Below are 20,048 nucleotides of genomic sequence, written 5' to 3'. Positions count from 1 at the left end.
CTCATAGGAGTTTCTCCGCCACGCGCAGCACCGCCGAGCGGGCGCGCGGATTCGCGGCCAGTTCCGCATCGGACGGGAACTGCGCCTTGCCCACCGCGGCCAGGCGCGCGGGCGCCGCGGCCACCGGCGGACCGCGGCGGCTGCCCTGCACGCGGCCGGAGTGGTCGCGGATGAACAGCTTCACCGCGCGGTCTTCCAGCGAATGAAAGCTGATGACGGACAGGCGGCCGCCCACGTTGAGGCGGTCCAGCGCCGACTCCAGCCCCTGCTTGAGCGAATCCAGCTCGCCGTTCACCTGGATGCGCAGCGCCTGGAAGCTGCGCGTGGCCGGATGCTTGCCCGGCTCGCGGCGGCCGACCACGCGCTCGATCAGCGCGGCCAGCTCGCCGGTGCGGGTCAGCGGCCGCTCGGCGCGGTCCTGCACGATGGCGCGGGCGATCTTGCGGCTGAAGCGCTCCTCGCCATGGATCCACAGCACGTCGGCGATCTCGCGCTCGTCGGCGCGGGCGAGGAAATCCGCCGCGCTCTCGCCCTGGGTCGGGTCCATGCGCATGTCGAGCGGGGCATCGGCCATGAAGCTGAAGCCGCGCGCGGCTTCGTCGAGCTGCGGCGAGGACACGCCCAGGTCCAGCAGCACGCCGTCGAGGCCGGCGGCGGTCTCGTCCCAGTCGGCCAGGCTGGAGAAATTGGCGTGGCGGATCGATACGCGCGGATCGGCGGCGAATTCGGCCTGGGCGGTGGCGATGGCGGTGGGGTCGCGGTCCATCAGCAGCAGGCGGCCATCGGGACCCAGGCGCGACAGCACGGCGCGGGCGTGACCGCCGCGTCCGAAGGTGCCATCCAGATAACGCCCGCCAGCCCGCACGGCGAGACCCTCCACTGCTTCACCCAGCATCACCGGGATGTGCCGCAACACTTGCTCGGCCATGCCGCACTCCCGCTCCCGTCCCAAGTACTGCGCTACGCCGCCACTTAAGGCCGGTTACAGGCGCAGGTCCGCCATTTCTTCTGTGATGTCGTCTTCGCCGATGGTCTGGCGGATCTTGGCCAGGTGGGCCTGTTCGCTCCAAAGCTCGAACTTGTTGCCCATGCCCAGCAGGACTGCCTTCTTCTCGATGCCCGCCGCCGTGCGCTGGCTCGCCGGCAGCAGGATGCGTGCGGCGGAATCCGGTTCGACGATGGCCGCGGCACCGACCAGCTTCATCTGCATGTCGCGATGGGCCGCCTTGACCTTGGGCAGGGCGTTGACCTGGTCGCGCACCTGCTCCCACTCCGCATACGGGAACAGCCACAGGCTGCCCGGCTCGAAGGGGTTGTAGGTGATCACCAGGCGATTGCCGCACGCGTCCGCGACCTGGTCCCGATAGGCAGTCGGGATGGCCAGGCGGCCCTTGTCGTCAACGGTGATGGCGGTTTCGCCCTGGAACACGGTCTAGGTAACTCCCACGAATTCCCACGATTTCACACGGGAACCCACGATAGTCTCGCCCCCTGAGACTGTCAAGGGATTTTTGCTTGTGAATCAATGAGAAAGGCGGTGGTGTGGCAGTAATTCCAGCCTTTTCTTAGGAAATACCCAGAGGTATTTGAATGGCTAGGATTTTTTGGAAAAACCTGCGAACCATTTCGCAGTCCTGCGCCGGGCGCAGGGGCCTGCGGCATGAACCACCGTTCATGCCCGGCATCCGTTCCAGGAAATCCCACGCCGGACCCGCCGGGCGATCGGCCGGCGGGTCCATGCGATGGGAAGAAAGAGGCGGAGTCGGCCTGTAAGCCGGGTTCTGTACGCCTTGCGGCGCGACAGTCATTCCTCTCGGCCTGGCGTCGCCGCCAGGCTCCAGCAACCTACCCGGGAACAACGCGGGCCGCGTTATCGTTCCCCTATTTGGTCTTGCTCCGAGTGGGGTTTGCCGTGCCACGCGGCGTTGGCCCCGCGCGCGGTGCGCTCTTACCGCACCGTTTCACCCTTACCACGCGCATCGAAGATGCCGTTCGGCGGTTTGTTCTCTGTTGCACTTTCCGTCGGCTCGCGCCGCCCAGGCGTTACCTGGCACTCTGCCCTGTGGAGCCCGGACTTTCCTCGATGCGCTTGCGCGTATCGCGACTGTCCGGCCGACTCCGCCACGCATTGTAACCGAACCGCCTCAGTCGCCGCCCTCATATAAAGCGCGGCGCGACGCACCGGTGATGGACGCGGCCAGCTTGGCCGCCCGGGTCGGCGGCATTTCCTCGCGCAGGATGGCGAATACGCGGCGGCCTTCCGCCACGCGCGCATCGGCGTCGTCGCCGCGGCCGTGCACCAGCAGCACGCATTCGCCGCGCTGCTGGTCCGGATCGGTCGCCACGCGCGCGGCCAGCGCGGCCAGCGGTTCGCCGAGCACGGTCTCGAACAGCTTGGTCAACTCGCGCGCCAGTACCGCCTCGCGCGCTTCGCCGAGGACATCGCGCATGTCGGCCAGGCTTTCGGCGACGCGATGCGAGGACTCATAGAAGATAAGCGTGCGCCCTTCCCCGGCCAGCTCCTGCAGGCGCGCGCGGCGCGCCGCCGACTTGGGCGGCAGGAAACCCTCGAACACGAAACGGTCGCTGGGCAGGCCGGCCACCGACAGCGCCGCGATCGCCGCACAGGCGCCCGGTACCGGCGTGCAGCGGACGCCGGCAGCGCGCGCGGCGCGCACCAGGCGGAAGCCGGGATCGCTGACCAGCGGCGTGCCCGCATCGGAAATCAAGGCCACCGATTCGCCGCCCTGCAGACGCCGCACCAGCGCATCCACCGCCTCGCGCTCGTTGTGCTCGTGCAGCGCGGTGAGCGGCGTGCCGATGTTGTGATGCACGAGCAGCGGCCGGCTGTGCCGCGTGTCTTCGCAAGCAATCACGGCGACCGCGCGCAGGATCTCGACGGCGCGTGCGGAGATGTCGTCGCGATGACCGATCGGCGTGGCAACCACCCACAAGCAGCCGGGCTGAACCTGAGACATGGATGGCACTCCCCTGACATAAGCCGTCAACACGATCGGCTATGATCGCCCAATTGCTCTTCGTGTCGACAGATCCCAAGGACGTTTCCATGCGCCTGATTCGCGCCACAGGCCTCGGCCTGATGATCTCGCTGGCGCTCGCCGGCTGCGTGCCGCCGAGCGTGACGCGTACTCCCGCGGAAGTCTCCGCCGAGGAGAGCGCTGCCGCGATGGCGCGCGACGGCCACTTCGACCAGGCCGCGCAGGCCTACCTGGCGCTCGCCCAGAGTTCGACCGGCGCCGCCGATCATTACCGCCTGCTGGCCGCCGAGGCGTACCGGCAGGAAGGCCGCCTCGAGCAGGCTGCATCGTTTCTTCCCACCATCAAGCGCCAGCGCCTGACCGGCGACGAACCCGTGCGGCTGGACCTGCTGCAGGCCGAGTTCGCGCTGAGCCAGAACAACCCGCAGCGCGCGCTGCAGCTGACCACCCAGCCCGGCGTCGCCGTGCCGGCGAGCCTGCAGCTGCGCCAGCTGGAACTGCGCGCGAAGGCGATGGACGCCACCGGTGACCCGTGGGGCGCCGCGCGCAGCCGCGTCGAGATGGACGATCGCCTCAGCGGCCTGGACCAGACGCAGAACCGCAAGCAGATCCTCTCGCAGCTCGGCAAGCTCGGCGTCGAGCCGCTCAAGCAGCGCGCCGGCGCCATGCAGCAGGGCGATCGCATGCTGCCGTGGATCAACGAGGCGCTGAGCCAGCTCGGCGTTGCCGTGGCGCGGCCGCAACCGGCACTGGAGCAGCAGGTCGGCACCATGATTCCGGGGCAGGACGCCAATGTGCGCGAGGGCTACAAGATGCCCGAGCGCGTGGCCCTGCTGCTGCCGGCCAGCGGCAGCTTCGCGGCGGCCGGCGCGGCGATCCGCGAAGGCTTCTTCGCCGCCTATGCCGATGCGGCGCGCAACAAGGCGCCGCGTCCGCCGGTCAAGGTCTACGACAGCGGCGGCACGCCGGCCGGCGCGGTCAAGGCCTACCAGCAGGCGGTCGCCGACGGCGCCAGGCTGGTGGTCGGCCCGCTCACCCGCAGCGAGGTGTCCGCGCTGTTTGGCCAGGCCCAGCTGCCGGTGCAGCTGCTCGCGCTCAATCATCCCGACGACAAGAGCCTGCCGGCCGGCGGCGTCGCCGAGTTCGGCCTGCTGCCGGAAACCGAGGGCGCGCAGGCGGCGGACCACATGGTCGAGCGCGGCCTGCACACCGCCTATGTGGTGGTGACCGGCGAGGACTACGGCCAGCGCGCCGCCAACGCCTTCAAGGCAGAACTGGAAGCGCGCGGCGGCAAGGTCGCCGCCATGGCCACGCTCAATGGCAGCGGCGTCAACTACGCCTCGCTGATCGCCGGGCTCAATGCCGCCAATGCCGGCGACGACGCCGGCGTGTTCATCAGCATGCGCCCGCAACAGGCCCGCCTGCTGCTGCCCCAGCTGCGGCTGGCGCGGGTGAGCCTGCCGGTGTTCGCCACCTCGCACGTGTATGCGGGCGTGGACGATGCCGGCGCCAACCATGACCTGGAAGGCGTCGAATTCTGCGACGCGCCGTGGCTGTTCGACGCCCAGCCGGGCCTGCCCGACCACGGCGAGATCGCCGCGCAGCTGCCCAGCGCGCGCGGCCCCGCGGCGCGGCTGTTCGCCTTTGGCATGGACGCATGGAACCTGATCCCCTACGTCGACTGGCTGCGCGAGCACACCGGCAGCTACCTGCCTGGCGCCAGTGGCCAGCTCACCGCGGACCAGTTCGGGCGCGTGCGCCGCGTGCTGGTGTGGGCGAAGTTCCAGGACGGCCTGGCGCACCCGCTCAGCGGCAGCCTGCAGATGGACAGCGCCCCGCCGCAGACGCCGCCGGCCGGCACCGAGCAGCCGCCCAGCCAGGGCTGACCAGGCCTGCCCGATGCGGGTCGCGGGAGCGCTGTTCGAGCAACGCGCATGCGACGCCCTGCAGCAGGCCGGGCTGTCGCTGCTCGCGCGCAACTTCAACACGCGCCATGGCGAACTCGATCTGGTGATGCGCCACGGCGACACCGTGGTCTTCGTCGAGGTGCGCCACCGCGTGCGCGCCACCCATGGCGATGCGGCCAGCTCCGTCACCGCCGCCAAGCAGGCCCGACTGATCAGCGCCGCCCAGCTGTGGTTGGCCGCCCACCCGCGCCATGCGCAGCGCCCCTGTCGCTTCGACGTGGTCTGCTATGACGGACCGGTCGAGGGTGCGCGCATGTCCTGGTGGCGCGACGCCTTTCAGGCCGGTTGACAAATCTTCAGAATTGGCCCGAAAACGCACTGCACAAGGCCGCTTGTTAAGGCCGGACGTTTAGACGTCCAAATGCCCAAGCCACTGTTTTATGTCTTGTTTGCGACAATGTTTCAAACACCAAGCAAAAGCCGTACCTACACATCGTGTTGGCAAATTTAGGCGCACTGCGTCACAATCCGCCGCTCGGGGTCTGGCCCCGGATGTTTCATGTGCGGTTTACTTGGAGAACGTGTGTAGGCCGCATATTTAACCGCCCGCATGCAGGGGTTTTTAAGGGACGGTCGCAAGAAGCCAGACTAGACAGGGAGTCTGAATGGAATCGATGCACTTCACTTCGCGGGCGCTCGCGTCGCCCGCCATCGCCGTAGCGCGACAGGGGAAAAAAAACGGCGGCTCCACCGCCTGCCTCCGCACCGGACCGTCAAGGATTCCGGCGCGTTCTCGCGCACCGACGCTTCTTCGCTTGCCTTGAATCTGGCGCCGCCGGCCCGTGCCGGTGTCATCGGCATGCCCCTGTTTCGGGCGCGTGTCCGTGCGGCGAACGGTTTACCGCCTCGACTTCGGCTGTTTTCCTTACAACTTAGTGGGTACGACGTGAAAATGGATTTCTTCAAACGGGCCCTGCTGGGCGCTTCGCTACTCGCCACCCTGGCACTGACCGGATGCGGCACCTCGCCCGCCAAGGACTTCGGCGGCTCCTGGAAAGCGGTGAACCGCTTCCAGGACGCTCCCACCGAGATTCCGCTGGCCAAGGGCTACACGTTCTACGCCTCGCCGATGGACGAGACGCTCAAGAACATGCTCACGCGCTGGGCGCGCGACACCGGCATGCAGCTGTCCTACCAGCTGCCGTCGGACTACACGCTCTACAAGCGCGCCTCCGAACTGCACACCAACGACATCCATGCGGCCACGGCCGAGCTGTCGTCCATCTATGCCGCGCAGAACGTGTCGGTCAGCTCGGACGAGCGCCAGATCCTGGTGCAGGCGACGAGCGTACCGGTCGCCGACGCGCCGGCCGACGCACCGAGCAGCAGCCCGGCGCCGGCGGCGCCGGGCGCGAAGTAACCACAGGGGAAAAGTCGTGAATTCCGGAACGGGTTTGGGCCGATGCTGAAGCGCACATCCAGCAAGAAGATCGACGAGGCCGTGGCCAAGTCGGTCAATTTCGAAGTGACCGTCGCCGACCTGGCCAAGCGCAGCGAACGCCGCGCCTGGTGGGTCGCAGGTTCCTCCTTGGTCATGTCGCTGATCCTGGCGGGCGGCTATTTCTACATGCTGCCGCTGAAGGAGAAGGTGCCGTACATGGTGATGGCCGACGCCTACACCGGCACCGCCACCGTGGCGCGCCTGACGGACGATTTCACCAACCGTCAGATCAGCACCAGCGAGGCGATCAACCGCAGCAACGTCGCGCACTTCGTGCTGGCGCGCGAGTCGTTCGACGTCGCCACCATGACGCTGCGCGACTGGGGCACGGTGCTGGTGATGTCCTCGCCGGACGTGGCCCAGGCCTTCCGCATGCTGCACGCGGCCAACAACCCGAGCAGCCCGTACAAGATCTACGGCCGCGAGCGCGCGATCCGCGTGAAGATCCTCAGCATCGTGCTGATCGGCGGCGGCGAAGGCCGCACGCCCACCGGCGCCACCGTGCGCTTCCAGCGCAGCATCTACACCAAGCAGACCGGCGCCACCCAGCCGCTCGACAGCAAGATCGCCACCATCGAGTTCGCCTACAAGTCGAACCTGAAGATGGACGACCAGTACCGCATCGAGAACCCGCTCGGCTTCCAGGTCACCAGCTACCGCGTGGACAGCGACTACGCCACGGCGCCGCCGGAAGAATCCCCGGTCGCACCGGCCGCGGCCGATCCAAACGCCGAGCCCGTCGCCCAGCAGCCCGCTGCGCAGCCCGAAGGCACCATGACCGTGCAGCCAGGCGCTGCACCGGCTGCCGACGAGGGCCTGCGTACCGCGCCGATGCCGCAAGCGCCCATTCCGGAGCGCGAAGCCCCCAGGACCACGGCACCGGCGCCCGCAGCGCCCGCGCCCGCCCGTAACACCGCGAATGGAGTCGGCCGTCGATGAACCGAACGAGGAAACTAGCCCTGGCTGGCGCCATCTGCATGGCCGCCATGGGTCTTGCGCCCCACGCGCACGCGCAGGTGGTGCAGCAGTACGAGTACCAGCCTGACCGCATCTACCAGGTGCGCACCGCGCTGGGCATCACCACGCAGATCGAGCTGAGCCCGAACGAGAAGATCCTCGACTACAGCACGGGCTTCGCCAACGGCTGGGAACTGTCGCGCCGCGACAACGTGTTCTATCTCAAGCCGAAGAACGTCGACGTCGACACCAACCTGATGATCCGCACGGAGACGCATTCGTACATCTTCGAGCTGAAGGTGGTGGCGACGGACTGGAAGGCGCTGGACCAGGCCAAGCGTGCCGGCGTGCAGTACCGCATCACGTTCAATTATCCGGCGGATACCAGCTTCGCGGACGAGGCCATCAAGACCTCGGCCGTACCGCAGCAGAGCTCGGAACTGCACAAGGACCGTGTCTACAACTTCGACTACGACTACGCCACGCGGCAAGGCAAGAAGTCGCCCTGGCTGATCCCGGTCAATGTCTACGACGACGCGCACTTCACCTACATCAAGCTGCCCGACATGGCGCAGTTTCCGACGGGCGACTTTCCCGCCGTGTACATGCGCGAGCGTGAGCATGGCGAGGACTCGCTGGTGAACACCACCGTCGAGGGCAACACCATCATCGTGCACGGCACCTATCCGTACCTGGTCATCCGTCACGGCGACAACGTCGTAGGCCTGCGAAGGAACACCAAAAAGTGAGCTCGAACAATCCTTATGAGGGCAGCGGCCAGGGCGCGCCGCAGGACAATCCGCAAGGCAGCGGCGAGCCGTTGTCGAGCAATCCCTATCACTCCAATTACCAGCAGCAGCAGTCCGTCCCCGACCTGGACGCCAATGCGCCGCAGCTGCGCTCCAATGACCTCAAGCGCATGAACCGCCGCGCGCTCGGCTTCATGGGCGGCATCCTGGCGCTGCTGGTGGTGCTCGCGTTCTGGCTGGTGAACGGCGTGACCTCGCGTCACGACGCGCCGAAGAAAGCGCGCGAGGAAACCGTCACCGTGCCGGACGCGCCCAGGCCGATCCCGCTGCCGCCTCCGCCGCCGCAGCGCCAGGCCGAGCCGATCCAGTTGACCCAGGCGCCGCTGCCGCCGCCCAATCCGATGCTGCCGCAGCCCAAGCGCGAGGAAGGCCCGCGCGGCCCGACCCTGCTCGAGCGCCGCATGATGGTGGGCAATTCCGCGGCGCAGGCCGTGGACAGCCAGGGCAATCCGACCGCGCCGGCGAACCCCTACCTGCCCGGCATGCCGGGTGCGGGCAATCCGAACCAGCCGCAGCAGGCGCAGGGCGATCCGAACCGTCCGGACTTCGGCTTCAATTCGCTGGACAAGAACGCCAACGCGCAGACCATGCGCAACCCCGACACGCTGATGCAGCGCGGCACCTACATCCGCTGCGTGCTCGAGACGCGCATCATCAGCGACTTCCCGGGCTTCACCACCTGCATCGTCACCGAGCCGGTGTACTCGTTCAACGGCCACAAGCTGCTGCTGCCGAAGGGTTCGAAGGTGCTGGGCAAGTACCAGTCCGTGCCGCGCGGCCCGCGCATCGCGGTGATCTGGGACCGCATCCTCACCCCGAACGGCATCGACGTGAACATGTCCAGCCCGGGCATGGACAACCTCGGCAGCTCCGGCCATCCCGGCCAGTACGACGCGCATTGGCCCAGCCGCATCGGCGCGGCCCTGCTGATCAGCCTGCTCAGCGATGCGTTCAAGTACGAAGCCGCCGAACACGGCCCGCGCCAGACCACGGTCAGCAACGGCGTGGTGACGCAGTCGCCGTTCGAGAGCAACACCGCCGCCACCATCCAGATGCTGGCCAACCAGGCCGTGCGCGAAGCCGCCAACCGGCAGCCGACGGTGACCATCAACCAGGGTACGGTGCTGTACGTCTACGTCGCCAAGGACGTGGATTTCAGCAGCGTGGTCGCCCGTCTCTGAGGAACGAGATAAACCGGTATGGATGACGGCGCACTCGCCCAGGTTTCCAACGAATTCCTCGAGTACCAGTACGAAGTGCTGGGCATCAAGGAGTTCATGGCCTCGCCCGAGGTCACGGAAATCTGTATCAACAAGCCGGGCGAGCTGTACCTGGAGAGCCGGGGCGGATGGCAGCGGATGGAAATCCCGTCGCTGACCTTCGACCGCGCGCGCCAGTTCTGCACCGCCGTCGTCAACGAGAGCAACACGGGGCAGCGCATCACCGATGCCGACCCCGTGGTGTCGCTCACCTTCCCTACCGGGCAGCGCGCGCAGTTCGTGATCCCGCCGGCGGTCGAGGCCGGCAAGGTCTCGATCACCATCCGCCTGCCGTCCAAGCAGACCAAGACGCTGGCGCAGTACCACGACGACGGCTTCTTCAGCGAGATCATCGAGGACGCGCACGGTGTCAGCAGCCAGGACCAGGAGCTGCTCGACCTGCGTACGCAGCGCCGCTACGCGGACTTCTTCCGCCAGGCGGTGCTGTACAAGAAGAACATCGTGGTCTCCGGCGCCACCGGCAGCGGCAAGACCACCTTCATGAAGTCGCTGGTGCACCACATCCCGCACCACGAGCGGCTGGTCAGCATCGAGGACGCCCGCGAGCTGTTCCTCGACCAGCCCAACGTGGTGCACCTGCTCTATTCCAAGGGCGGCCAGAGCACCAGCAACGTCACCGCGAAGAGCTGCATGGAAGCCTGTCTGCGCATGAAGCCGGACCGCATCATCCTGGCCGAGCTGCGCGGCGACGAATCGTTCTACTTCATCCGCAACTGCGCCTCGGGCCATCCGGGCTCCATCACCAGCTGCCACGCCGGCAGCCCGGAACAGACCTGGGACCAGCTGGCGCTGATGGTGAAGGCCTCCGCCGAAGGTTCGGGACTGGAGTTCTCGACCATCAAGCGCCTGCTGCAGATGACCATCGACATCGTGGTGCACATCAAGGCGCACGCCGGCCGTCGCTACATCACCGGCATCGACTTCAACCCTGCCCGCCAGTTCGCGGCGGCGTAAGCGACCAGGAGCGCGGGAACCGACCATGCTGACCGGACTGGAAATGATGGCCTGCCAGAACCTCGCCGTACCGGCGCAGGTGATGCAGCACGTCGTCAACGTCGAGTCGAGCTCCAACCCCTACGCCATCGGCGTGGTGGGCGGCCAGCTGATGCGCCAGCCGCAGAACCTCGACGAAGCGATCGCCACGGTCCAGATGCTGGAGAGCAAGGGCTACAACTATTCGGTGGGCCTGTCCCAGGTCAACCGCGCCAATTTCGGCAAGTACGGGCTGGACACCTTCGAGAAGGCCTTCTCGACCTGCGGCAACCTCGAAGCCGGCTCGCGCATCCTCGCCGGCTGCTACGCCAGCGCGGGCGGAGACTGGGGCAAGGCCTTCAGCTGCTACTACTCCGGCAATTTCACCACCGGCTACCGCGACGGCTACGTCCAGAAGATCTTCGACTCGATGGGCCGCGGCATCCGCCTGGCCAGCAACAGCGCGCCGGCGGCCCAGGCCATCCCGCTGCAGGTGCAGGGCCAGCCGCAGAACGTCGGCCGCCGGGTCGCCCCGGTGGTCAACACGCAGATCGACGATGCGTCCTATCGGGTGGCGCTGCGCAGCGTGGCGATCGATACCGCCGCCAGTGCCGCCGTCAACGCGCTCGCCGGGCGCCTGGGCATGCAGCCGGCGGGCAGCCAGGCGATGCCGCAGGGCATGCCGGCCAACGGCCAGGCCGCACCGCAGGGCGTAGCCAATCCGAATTTTGCGCAGACCATGCAGCAGGCGATGCCGCAGCAGAGTGCAGCGCAGCAGCAGGGCAGCGACCAGGACGACAACCAGCCGATCATGGCCGGCATCGTCGGCGGCGCGCCGGCGGGCAATGGCGCCAAGCCCGCGGCACCCGACGATGGCGTGTTCACGCCGGTGGTGCGCGGGCCCAACGATCGCGCGCCGCAAGCCGCCGCCGCTGCACCTGCCGCTGCCCAGGCGGGCGTGGCCGGCGGCAATGCGAACCGGGCGCCGGGCTCCGACCGGGCCGATCTGCGCCAGGGAGGCCAAGATGCCGCCTTCGTTTTCTGACTTTCGCGAGACGCCGCCCGCACGGGCGCGGCTCCACTCATTCGTGCGCGGGTTCGCCTGGCCTGCCGCGAAGGCCTTCGGGCCGCCAGCAAGCTCGGCCAAGGCCGGGACGACCGTCGTACTGCAGTTGAAGCCCAGGGGCTGAAGCCCACTTTATCGAACCGCCAAGAAGGAACCGTCCAATGGCAAACAAGCTCTCCATCCCGACCACCATGACCAACAAGAACATGATCGCCATGATGATCATGGGCTTGGTCCTTGTCGCGACCATCGCCATGCCCGACCTGGCCTTCGCCCAGGACTTCGCCGGCACCGATACCAAGGTCTGCGGCTTCTTCAAGAACGTCAACGGCCTGCTCAACATGGCTTCGATCGCCGTGGTGACCATCGCCGTGATCTTCTCCGGCTACCAGATCGCGTTCGCCCACAAGCGCATCGGCGACGTGGCTCCGATCCTGATCGGCGGCGTGCTGATCGGCGCGGCGGCCCAGATCGCCAAGATGCTGATCGGCGACACCGGCAACACCTGCAGCGCCGCGGTGCTGCACATCCTGCAGCACTATGCATAAGAACGCGCTCTTCCGGGGCTGCACGCGCCCGCCCATGTTCATGGGCGTGCCGTACGTGCCCTTCTTCATCGGGGCGGGCAGCGGCCTGTTGCTGGCGATGTACTCCGGCAACATGCTGCTGCTGGCGATCATCCCGCCGATCGTCATGGTGATGCGCCAGATGGCGCGTCGCGATGAGCTGATCTTCCGATTGCTGGGCCTGCGCCTGCAGTTCCGGACCCGGGTGCGCAATCTGCAGCAGAACGAAGGCATGTGGGTGTTCACCCCCAATGCCTATCGGGATCACAAAAACAAGTAACACAAGGGCCCCTCGGCGAAGACTTCGCCGAGGGCGGCCTTTTCGACACCTCACCGGTCATTGAGCCATGTTCACGTCAGACGCACCCATCAGCGAATTCCTGCCACTGTCCACCCATGTATCCCCGACCGTGCTCAAGACCACGGGCGGCGACTTCATGCTCGTGTGGCGGCTGGAGGGCCTGCCCTTCGTCGGACGCGAGGAATGGGAGCTCGAGCACCGGCACAACACCTTCAACCGCATGCTGCAGACGCTGCGCGCGCCCGACTTCGTCAACGTGGCCTTCTGGGTCCACGACGTGCGCCGCCGCCGCAAGCTGGTCAACAACAGCCGCTTCGAGCACACCTTCAACCAGGGCCTGTCGGACGCCTACTACGGCGCGCTGTCCGCGCAGAAGCTGATGCAGAACGAGCTGTACCTGACCCTGATCTACCGCCCGGTGGTGAGCGGCAAGCGCTTCGCCGAGAAGTCGGAGAACGTCAGCCAGCTGGAAGCCGAGCAGCAGCAGGCGGTCGCCACCATCCTGGAGCTGGCCGGCAACGTCGAGGCCGTGCTCAAGGAGTACTCGCCCACCCGCCTGGGCATGTACGAGGCCAGCAACGGCATCGTGTTCTCCGAGCCGCTGGAATTCTTCGGCTACCTGCTCAACCGCATCGACGAGCCGGTGCCGGTGCTGCAGGCGCCGGTGTACCGCTACCTGCCGGTGAGCAAGCAGCGCTTCTCCGCCAAGACCGGCGACTTCGTGATCACCACGCCCACCGGCGTCAATCACTTCGGCGCCGTGCTCAACATCAAGGAATATCCGGACGGCACCTATCCGGGCATCCTCAACGGCCTGAAGTACCTCGACTTCGAATACGTGGTCACCCACTCGTTCAGCCCGATGGGCCGCCAGGACGCGCTCAAGGCGCTGGAGCGCACCAAGGGCATGATGATCTCCTCCGGCGACAAGGCGGTGAGCCAGATCGTCGAGATGGACCAGGCCATGGACCAGCTCGCCTCCGGCAACTTCGTGCTGGGCGAGTACCACTTCATGATGACCATCTACGCGGCCACGCACGAGCAGCTGTCGCAGCAGATCGCCGCCACCCGCGCGGAGCTGTCCAACGCCGGCTTCGTCTCGATCAAGGAAGACCTGGCGGTCACCTCCTCCTACTACTCGCAGTTCCCCGCCAACTGGAAGTTCCGCACCCGCCTGGCCAACGTCAGCTCGCTGAATTTCCTGGGCCTGTCCCCGCTGCACAACTTCGCGCTGGGCAAGAAGGAGAACAACCCCTGGGGCGACTGCGTCACCACCCTGCAGACCACCAACGGCCAGCCGTACTACTTCAACTTCCACGCCACCCACCCGGGCGAGAATTCGCTGGGCGAGAAGGCGATCGCCAACACCATGGTGATCGGCAAGTCCGGTACGGGTAAGACCGCGCTGATCAACTTCCTGCTCAGCCAGGTGCAGAAGCTCAAGCCCGCGCCGACCATTTTCTTCTTCGACAAGGACAAGGGCGCGGAGATCTTCGTGCGCGCCTGCGGCGGCAACTATCTCGCCCTGGAGAACGGCCAGCCCACCGGCTTCAATCCGTTCCAGTGCGAGAACAACGAAGCCAACGTGCAGTTCCTGTCCGACCTGATCAAGGTGCTGGCCGGCAAGAGTGTGTACAGCTCGCGCGAGGAGGACGACATCTTCCGCGCGGTCGAGGCCATCCTCGACACGCCGATGCACCTGCGCACCATGACCAACTTCCAGAAGAGCCTGCCCAACATGGGCGACGACGGCCTGTTCGTGCGCATGCGCAAGTGGACCGCCGGCAACTCGCTGGGCTGGGTGTTCGACAACCCGGTCGACACCATCGACCTGCAGAAAGCCAACATCATCGGCTTCGACTACACCGACATCATCGACAACCCCGAAGTGCGCTCACCGGTGATCAACTACCTGCTGCACCGCCTGGAGTCGCTGATCGACGGCCGCCGCCTGATCTACGTGATGGACGAGTTCTGGAAGATCCTGGACGGCAAGGGCGGCCTGAAGGAATTCGCCAAGAACAAGCAGAAGACCATCCGTAAGCAGAACGGCATGGGCATCTTCGCCACGCAGAGTCCCGAGGACGCGCTGGCCAGCGACATCTCCGCGGCGCTGATCGAGCAGACCGCCACCATGATCCTGCTGCCCAACCCGAACGCCAGCCGCGACGACTACATCAACGGCCTGAAGCTGACGGAAGCGGAATACCAGGTAGTGGTGGGGCTGGACGAGCGCTCGCGCTGCTTCCTGGTCAAGCAGGGCCATGCCTCGTCGGTGTGCCAGCTCAACCTGCGCGGCCTGGACGATGCGCTGGCGGTGATCTCCGCCTCCACCGACAACATCGAAATCATGCACCAGGTGCTCGCCGAGCACGCCAACGCCGCCGGCGTTCCGGCCGGCGACCTCAAGCCCGACCAGTGGCTGCCCACCTTCTACGACCGCCGCAAGGGCAGCGGCAAGGGCAAGCCCAGCTCGCCCGCCGGCAACCAGACCACCCCCCGCCGCACCGCGGCCGGCTGACCCCAACCCTCGACTACGGATACCGTGCCATGACCAAGCAAAAGCACACTCCCCGTCTGCTCAAGCTCCCGGCCGCCGTCGCTTTCGGCCTGGCCTCGCTCGTCGGACTGTTCGCCAACCAGGCGCAGGCCCAGTGGGTGGTGGTCGATCCCTCGCACATTGCGCAGGATGCGGCCAACTTCGCCACTACCGTGGGGCAGTACGCGAAGGAGATCGCGCAGTATCAGGCAGTACTGCAGCATTACGCGCAGCAGCTGATTTCGCTGCAGAGCATGAGCTTCAGCAGCGTACTGACCCTGAACACCACGTACGAGAGGGTCAATCTGACCGACGGCGTGGCGGACGCATGCCCGTCATCCAAGGATGGCGTGCCCAGTATTTCCTCCCTGGTGTCCCTGGCCATGCCTAGCTTCACCGACTCGGTGGCGGACAGCCAGCTCAAGATCTGCCAGCAGATCGTGATGCGGCGCAACCACCAGTACAACGTCACCGTGGACATGCTCAACCGCATCAATACCGTCTACGGCGGCTACATGCAGCAGTTCGAGCAGATCTCCCAGATGGTCGGCAGCAGCCAGGGCGCGCTCGCCGGCGCGCAGGCCAATATCGTGCGCGGCCAGGCCAGCATGGAAGCCGAAATCCGGCTGTGGCAGGTGCAGGTCCAGGCCGACGACCAGATGATCCAGTATCTGCAGAACCAGCAGGCCCAGCTCGGCCAGTCGGCCATGAAGGGCAAGAGCACGCTGTTGGGTACCATCGTCCAGGCCGGCACGCTGAAGCTCGCCTTCGACGAACTCAACAGCGGCAACTGAGCCATTCCGCATTGAAGCTATTCGCGACACGAACCTAAGGAACTGGGTGCTATGCCTGCAGCAACTACTGGCGACTATATTTTCTTCACGCTGGTCAACAGCTATCTGAAGAGCCAGATCGCCCATTTCCAGGAGGACGTCCTAGGGCGCATGTCGCTCTGGGTGTCGACCTTCGCGGTCATCCTGGTCACCCTGTGGATCATGATTCAGGGCTATCGCATGGTCACCGGCCAGACCAAGGAGCCGATGATGGCCCTGGTCGCGAACATGGCGAAGATCGTGTTCATCGTGTCGGTAGCGACATCCCTCGCCGTCGCCGGCAACGATATCCAGGAACTGCTCACCACGGACCTGGGCAAGCACATCAACTTCATCTTCACCGGCAGCGCCAGTTCGCCGGATGACATGATCGACAAGAACCTGGCCAAGACCCAGCTGGCCCTGTCCGCGATCGACATCATCAGGGTGAACCCCACCGACATCGAAATGGCGTCGGAAAAAGGCAGGGCCGAGCTGATGGCGACCTTCGGCACCGCCAGCCCACCGATGACCGCCGGCGCCATGCTGCTGCTCTATCAGTTCGCTATGGCGCTGTTCATCGGTTTGGGACCACTGTTCATCCTGTGCCTGATCTTCGAGCAAACCAAGGAACTGTTCCGAAAATGGTTGATGTATGGCCTAGGCACCCTGTTCTCGATGGCAATGCTTTCGGTGGTCACGGCGATTGCCATGCGCCTGTGCCTGAGCGTCGCCGAGGCGCTATGGGCGGCCAACATGATCAATAGCCTCACCGGCCAGCCTGCCGAAGGCTTGTCCAGCCTGGCCATGCAGCAAGGCGGCATCGGCCTGCTGATGACCGTGCTGATCGTGAGCGTGCCGCCGATGGCTGCGATGTTCTTCCAGGGCACGATGGGCAACGCCCTGACGTATTCCGCGATGGGTGGTGCGAATACCAGGCCGGGAGAAGGTGGGCAGCCGGCAGGGTCTTATGCGCCGAGGCCGACGCATAACAGTATGGGAGATCAGAGGATCGGCCAATCGCCCCCACCCCCTGGCCTGGGCGTGCGGACACCTGGCGCACCTGTAACGGCATCCGCCGACCAGGTTAAAACTTCTGTACCTACAAGAGAAACATGAGCATGAAACTCCTGCTCACCTTATTGCTTTGCTTGTTGAGCTTTAGTGCCGTGCTTCATGCGGAACAAGGCTGCCCTCCCGGCATGATTCCCGAAGGAGGACAGGGCGTCAGCTCTTGCCGGCCCATACCGGGCTACAACCAAGGTGGTGCGGCGCAGCCCGCACCTAGCGTCACCTGGGTCTCCCGCTGGGGCGCCGTTGCCGTGGATGCGCAAGTGACGAGGTTCTCGGGCGCTTCGCGCGATAAGGCCAGCAAGAAAGAGGCTGAGCAGATCGCGATGAAAAACTGCCTGGATCAAGGCGCCACGCAGTGCCAAATCATTGCCTCATATGCCAACGGATGCGTAGCTCTTGCCGCGAACGACACAGTATTTGGAGCAGCCAGTCGCAACACGATACCTGAATCTGAGCAGGCAGCGCTCGCGCAATGCGGAGACGCGGCTTGCAAAGTGATCTACACACAATGCAGTCAACCTAAATTGGTCCGGTAACTCTATTCGCATATACCGGCGGAAACGAAGCAAGCTTCGGAATCACCTGTCTTAAATCGACAATAGCAATCGTCAATTGACTGAGCGCTCCACGCGTCGCAAGCGCTACCCGTCTCTAGTACCAGAACCCAAGATTTATCTACAGCCGCGAAGGAATGCCCATGAAGAAATCACTCCTGCTCGTCCTCCTGATGGCCGCCAGTTCCACCGCGGCCGCGCAGGGTTTCTACATGCCGATTCCGTACTACGGCAATAACCCGTACCTGTTCTGCACCATCGGCGTGCCGACGGATTGCTGGGCGCCGATCAGCCCGATGACGGGCGCGTTCACGGTGACCAATCCGTATTGCTTCAACCCGGTGTCCGCGGGGCTTTACGCCACCGTCTGCCCGCAGGCCTTCATCGGCGGCGGCAGCGCGAGCAACCTGGGCAGCGCGCCCAAGGTGGCTGAGGCCGGCGGCGACGCAGCTTCGACTGACACGAACTGAAACTGATGCCGACTCCGCCCACCTGCATTGCAGGTGGGCGGTGAATTTCGGGCAGTTCCGCACATACCTTGCACTTGCCTTACGCCGCCGCAGCAGGTGAAATCCCTCGACGGCCAGCATGAAAGGACCCCTCGTTCCATGAGCCCACGGAAGATTCTCCTGCTCGCGCTGCTGGCTTCGCTGAGCGCGTGTGGCTCATCGCAATCCGCCGATCCTGCCGCCGCATCGTCGGCGAAGGCTCCGGCAGCGGCGGCTTCCGCTCCAGCGGCGCAGGCCGCCGCCGCAACTCAAGGAAAGAGTGCCATGTCTCCCCTGCAGAACCTTCTCGGCGTGTTCTCCGCGGCCCATGCGCCGGCCTGGCCGGCGTTCGACGCCGTGCCCGGCGTGCAGTGGCGCGACGCCAGGCCGCTGGAGAATCCCGACGGCACCGGTCCGGACATGTCGCACTACCGCAGCGGCAACCTGCTGCTGGCGGGCTTCGGCATGGTCGACGTGCCGGATGGCAAGACGGGCGAGGATGCAGGCACCAAACAGGACAACGAAGGCAATGTCGGCGTCACGCTCAACGGCGACGCGAATGCGGTGCAGTCGATCGCGCTGGTGAAGTTCTATCCCAGCGAGAACCTCCAGGAGATCCTGCAGCACCAGCTCGGCGGCGATGCCGCGATCAAGTCCATCGGCGGCTCGTGCGAGCTGGATTTCGGCACCACTGCCGCCAACACGCAGAAGAACGCCTTCTACCAGATCACGCTCGGGGCCAGTGCGGCGCCCGTCTTCGCCGAGGCTTTCATCGACGACGACGGCGGCAACCAGGGCCCGGGCAGCACCACCTTCGTGTTTTACCGGAGCAAGCCGGCGCAGCGGATGGAGGCCATGCGCTGTAAGGAGACGTAAAACCTCCACCTACAACTCAACCAGCATCGTCATCCACTAAGGAGTAAGCAATGGCTGATAGACGAGAGCACGCAGTGGCCACTGCGCAGGCATACCACCAGGGCAACATCGCCGGTCTGGACGACGCGATGACCCGCCGACTGGTCGCTTCCGTCGTCATGACGGAAAGCAGCGGCGGCAATCTCAGCGTGACCAACAAGCAAGGCTATGTCGGCCGCTACCAGGCCGGCGCCGGCTGGCTCGCGGACGCGGGCTACGTCGACAAGGACAAGCTGCAGGAAGCCATGAAGGGCTACCGCAGCGAATGGGCGTGGGCCTCCAAGGGCCACATGACCGAGTTCCTCAACGATCCTTCCAACTGGAAGCACGGCCTGAGCCTCGACAAGTACAAGGGCTCCGCCGAGCTGCAGGACGACGCGTTCCGCATCAACAGCGGCAAGGCCTACCACCAGGCCGTCAAGAACGGCGTGCTGCACGAGGACGACAAGCCCGAGAAGATCGCCGGCTTCCTCAAGGCGCGCCACATCGCCGGCTACGGCGGCGCCGTCGCCGCGGCCACCGGCGGCCGCGTGATGCGCGACAGCAACGGCACCAGCAACTACGACTACCTGCACGACATCACGCGCAACCGCGATGGGCTGGACCAGCTGATGAAGCGCGCGCCCGGCCAGCACGCGCCGGAACCGGCACGCGATAGCAACAAGCCCGGCGTGCTCAAGGAAGGCGCGCACGGCGAAGCCGTCGGCAAGCTGCAGGGGGAGCTCAACAAACTCGGCTACGACCTGCACACGGACAAGCAGTTCGGTCCGCAGACCGAAGCCAAGGTCAAGGCCTTCCAGCAGGACCACGGGCTGAAGCCCGACGGCCAGGTCGGCCCGCAGACGCAGGCCGCGCTCGACCGCGAGCTGAAGCTGCAGGCCCAGCGCGGCGGCCAGCACCTGGGCGATGCGGAGCATCCCGCGCACGGCGTGTTCAAGCAGGCGCTCGACGGCGTGCACAAGATCGACGCCGACCGCCAGCGCACGCCGGACCAGATCAGCCAGAACGTGGCCGGCTCCCTCGCCGTCGCCGCGCAGCGCGCCGGTCTCACCCGCATCGATCACGTGGTGATGAGCGAGGACGGCAGCCGCCTCTACGCCGTGCAGGGCGATCTGAACTCCCCGCTCAAGAAGATGGCGGAGGTGCCCACGCAGCAGGCGGTCAACACCTCGCTGGAACAAAGCAGCCGCGAACTGGCCCAGGCGGGCCAGCAGCAGACCGCGGCCAACGCAAACCAGAAGGCGCAGGAGACGCAGGCTCAGGCGGCACCGCAGAGGTAAGCAGCAAGGCCCGGGGCGGCGGCATACG

Annotated in this window: 20 protein-coding genes and 1 other RNA gene; 17 read left to right on the top strand and 4 right to left on the bottom strand. The window is 65.9% G+C overall.

The features are described from left to right. Position 1: 1 nt before the first annotated feature. The 4 genes from rsmH to rsmI form a co-directional block, all read right to left on the bottom strand. On the bottom strand, positions 2-928 hold the full coding sequence (gene rsmH / locus BM172_RS15210) for a 16S rRNA (cytosine(1402)-N(4))-methyltransferase RsmH (RefSeq protein ID WP_026633729.1): 927 nt from the start codon (positions 926-928) through the stop codon (positions 2-4). Positions 929-982: 54 nt separating this feature from the next. After that, positions 983-1,429 (bottom strand): division/cell wall cluster transcriptional repressor MraZ, encoded by a 447-nt coding sequence (gene mraZ, locus BM172_RS15205; protein WP_026633730.1) that lies wholly within the window; start codon positions 1,427-1,429, stop codon positions 983-985. Between the two features lie 325 nt (positions 1,430-1,754). Next, positions 1,755-2,120, bottom strand: an RNA gene (gene rnpB / locus BM172_RS15200) — RNase P RNA component class A. Positions 2,121-2,144: 24 nt separating this feature from the next. Then, a complete protein-coding gene (gene rsmI / locus BM172_RS15195) occupies positions 2,145-2,978 on the bottom strand; it encodes a 16S rRNA (cytidine(1402)-2'-O)-methyltransferase (RefSeq protein WP_026633731.1) in 834 nt (277 codons plus the stop codon). A gap of 89 nt (positions 2,979-3,067) precedes the next feature. Between rsmI and BM172_RS15190 the strand changes: the two genes are divergently transcribed. The 17 genes from BM172_RS15190 to BM172_RS15110 all read left to right on the top strand — a co-directional run bounded on the left by BM172_RS15190 (position 3,068) and on the right by BM172_RS15110 (position 20,020). Next, on the top strand, positions 3,068-4,885 hold the full coding sequence (locus BM172_RS15190) for a penicillin-binding protein activator (RefSeq protein WP_026633732.1): 1,818 nt from the start codon (positions 3,068-3,070) through the stop codon (positions 4,883-4,885). Between the two features lie 13 nt (positions 4,886-4,898). Continuing rightward, positions 4,899-5,255, top strand: a complete 357-nt coding sequence (locus tag BM172_RS15185) for a YraN family protein (RefSeq protein ID WP_026633733.1) — start codon at positions 4,899-4,901, stop codon at positions 5,253-5,255. 603 nt (positions 5,256-5,858) lie between these two features. Beyond that, complete coding sequence (locus BM172_RS15180) at positions 5,859-6,326, top strand: TcpQ domain-containing protein (protein ID WP_035322393.1); 468 nt, start codon at positions 5,859-5,861, stop codon at positions 6,324-6,326. Positions 6,327-6,368: 42 nt separating this feature from the next. Beyond that, positions 6,369-7,346: a VirB8 family type IV secretion system protein gene (locus BM172_RS15175; protein ID WP_035322394.1), complete on the top strand. Its 978-nt coding sequence runs from the start codon at positions 6,369-6,371 to the stop codon at positions 7,344-7,346. Beyond that, a complete protein-coding gene (locus tag BM172_RS15170) occupies positions 7,343-8,113 on the top strand; it encodes a TrbG/VirB9 family P-type conjugative transfer protein (RefSeq protein WP_026633735.1) in 771 nt (256 codons plus the stop codon). Before BM172_RS15175 ends, BM172_RS15170 begins: the two co-directional genes overlap by 4 nt. After that, complete coding sequence (locus tag BM172_RS15165; RefSeq protein ID WP_026633736.1) at positions 8,110-9,354, top strand: TrbI/VirB10 family protein; 1,245 nt, start codon at positions 8,110-8,112, stop codon at positions 9,352-9,354. Before BM172_RS15170 ends, BM172_RS15165 begins: the two co-directional genes overlap by 4 nt. Positions 9,355-9,372: 18 nt before the next feature. Next, a complete protein-coding gene (gene virB11, locus BM172_RS15160) occupies positions 9,373-10,407 on the top strand; it encodes a P-type DNA transfer ATPase VirB11 (RefSeq protein WP_026633737.1) in 1,035 nt (344 codons plus the stop codon). A gap of 25 nt (positions 10,408-10,432) precedes the next feature. Beyond that, entirely contained in the window at positions 10,433-11,470 is a 1,038-nt protein-coding gene (locus BM172_RS15155) for a lytic transglycosylase domain-containing protein (protein ID WP_081805016.1), read from the top strand. A 182-nt stretch (positions 11,471-11,652) separates the two neighbouring features. Then, the gene (locus tag BM172_RS15150; RefSeq protein WP_428844771.1) at positions 11,653-12,039 is read left to right on the top strand and encodes a TrbC/VirB2 family protein; all 387 of its coding nucleotides are present in this window, start codon (positions 11,653-11,655) and stop codon (positions 12,037-12,039) included. Then, a complete protein-coding gene (locus BM172_RS15145) occupies positions 12,032-12,337 on the top strand; it encodes a VirB3 family type IV secretion system protein (protein ID WP_081805017.1) in 306 nt (101 codons plus the stop codon). Before BM172_RS15150 ends, BM172_RS15145 begins: the two co-directional genes overlap by 8 nt. A 67-nt stretch (positions 12,338-12,404) precedes the next feature. Beyond that, a complete protein-coding gene (locus BM172_RS15140) occupies positions 12,405-14,879 on the top strand; it encodes a VirB4 family type IV secretion/conjugal transfer ATPase (RefSeq protein WP_026633740.1) in 2,475 nt (824 codons plus the stop codon). 29 nt (positions 14,880-14,908) lie between these two features. Continuing rightward, positions 14,909-15,691: a DUF4141 domain-containing protein gene (locus BM172_RS15135; protein ID WP_026633741.1), complete on the top strand. Its 783-nt coding sequence runs from the start codon at positions 14,909-14,911 to the stop codon at positions 15,689-15,691. A 51-nt stretch (positions 15,692-15,742) separates the two neighbouring features. Beyond that, positions 15,743-16,828, top strand: coding sequence for a TrbL/VirB6 family protein (locus BM172_RS15130; protein WP_035322396.1), 1,086 nt, complete (start codon positions 15,743-15,745; stop codon positions 16,826-16,828). A gap of 2 nt (positions 16,829-16,830) precedes the next feature. Next, positions 16,831-17,319 carry a DUF4189 domain-containing protein gene (locus BM172_RS15125; protein WP_177218822.1) on the top strand — a complete coding sequence of 163 codons (489 nt, stop codon included), beginning with the start codon at positions 16,831-16,833 and terminating at the stop codon, positions 17,317-17,319. 161 nt (positions 17,320-17,480) lie between these two features. Continuing rightward, positions 17,481-17,807 carry a hypothetical protein gene (locus BM172_RS15120; RefSeq protein WP_026633742.1) on the top strand — a complete coding sequence of 109 codons (327 nt, stop codon included), beginning with the start codon at positions 17,481-17,483 and terminating at the stop codon, positions 17,805-17,807. Between the two features lie 303 nt (positions 17,808-18,110). Next, a complete protein-coding gene (locus BM172_RS22555; RefSeq protein WP_051548340.1) occupies positions 18,111-18,701 on the top strand; it encodes a hypothetical protein in 591 nt (196 codons plus the stop codon). Between the two features lie 50 nt (positions 18,702-18,751). After that, positions 18,752-20,020: a peptidoglycan-binding domain-containing protein gene (locus BM172_RS15110; protein WP_231504122.1), complete on the top strand. Its 1,269-nt coding sequence runs from the start codon at positions 18,752-18,754 to the stop codon at positions 20,018-20,020. The last annotated feature ends 28 nt before the right edge of the window (positions 20,021-20,048 follow it).

The organism is Dyella marensis, from assembly GCF_900112865.1.
Taxonomy (GTDB): Bacteria; Pseudomonadota; Gammaproteobacteria; order Xanthomonadales; family Rhodanobacteraceae; genus Dyella_D; species Dyella_D marensis_A.
This window is presented reverse-complemented; position numbering and strand designations above follow the sequence as displayed.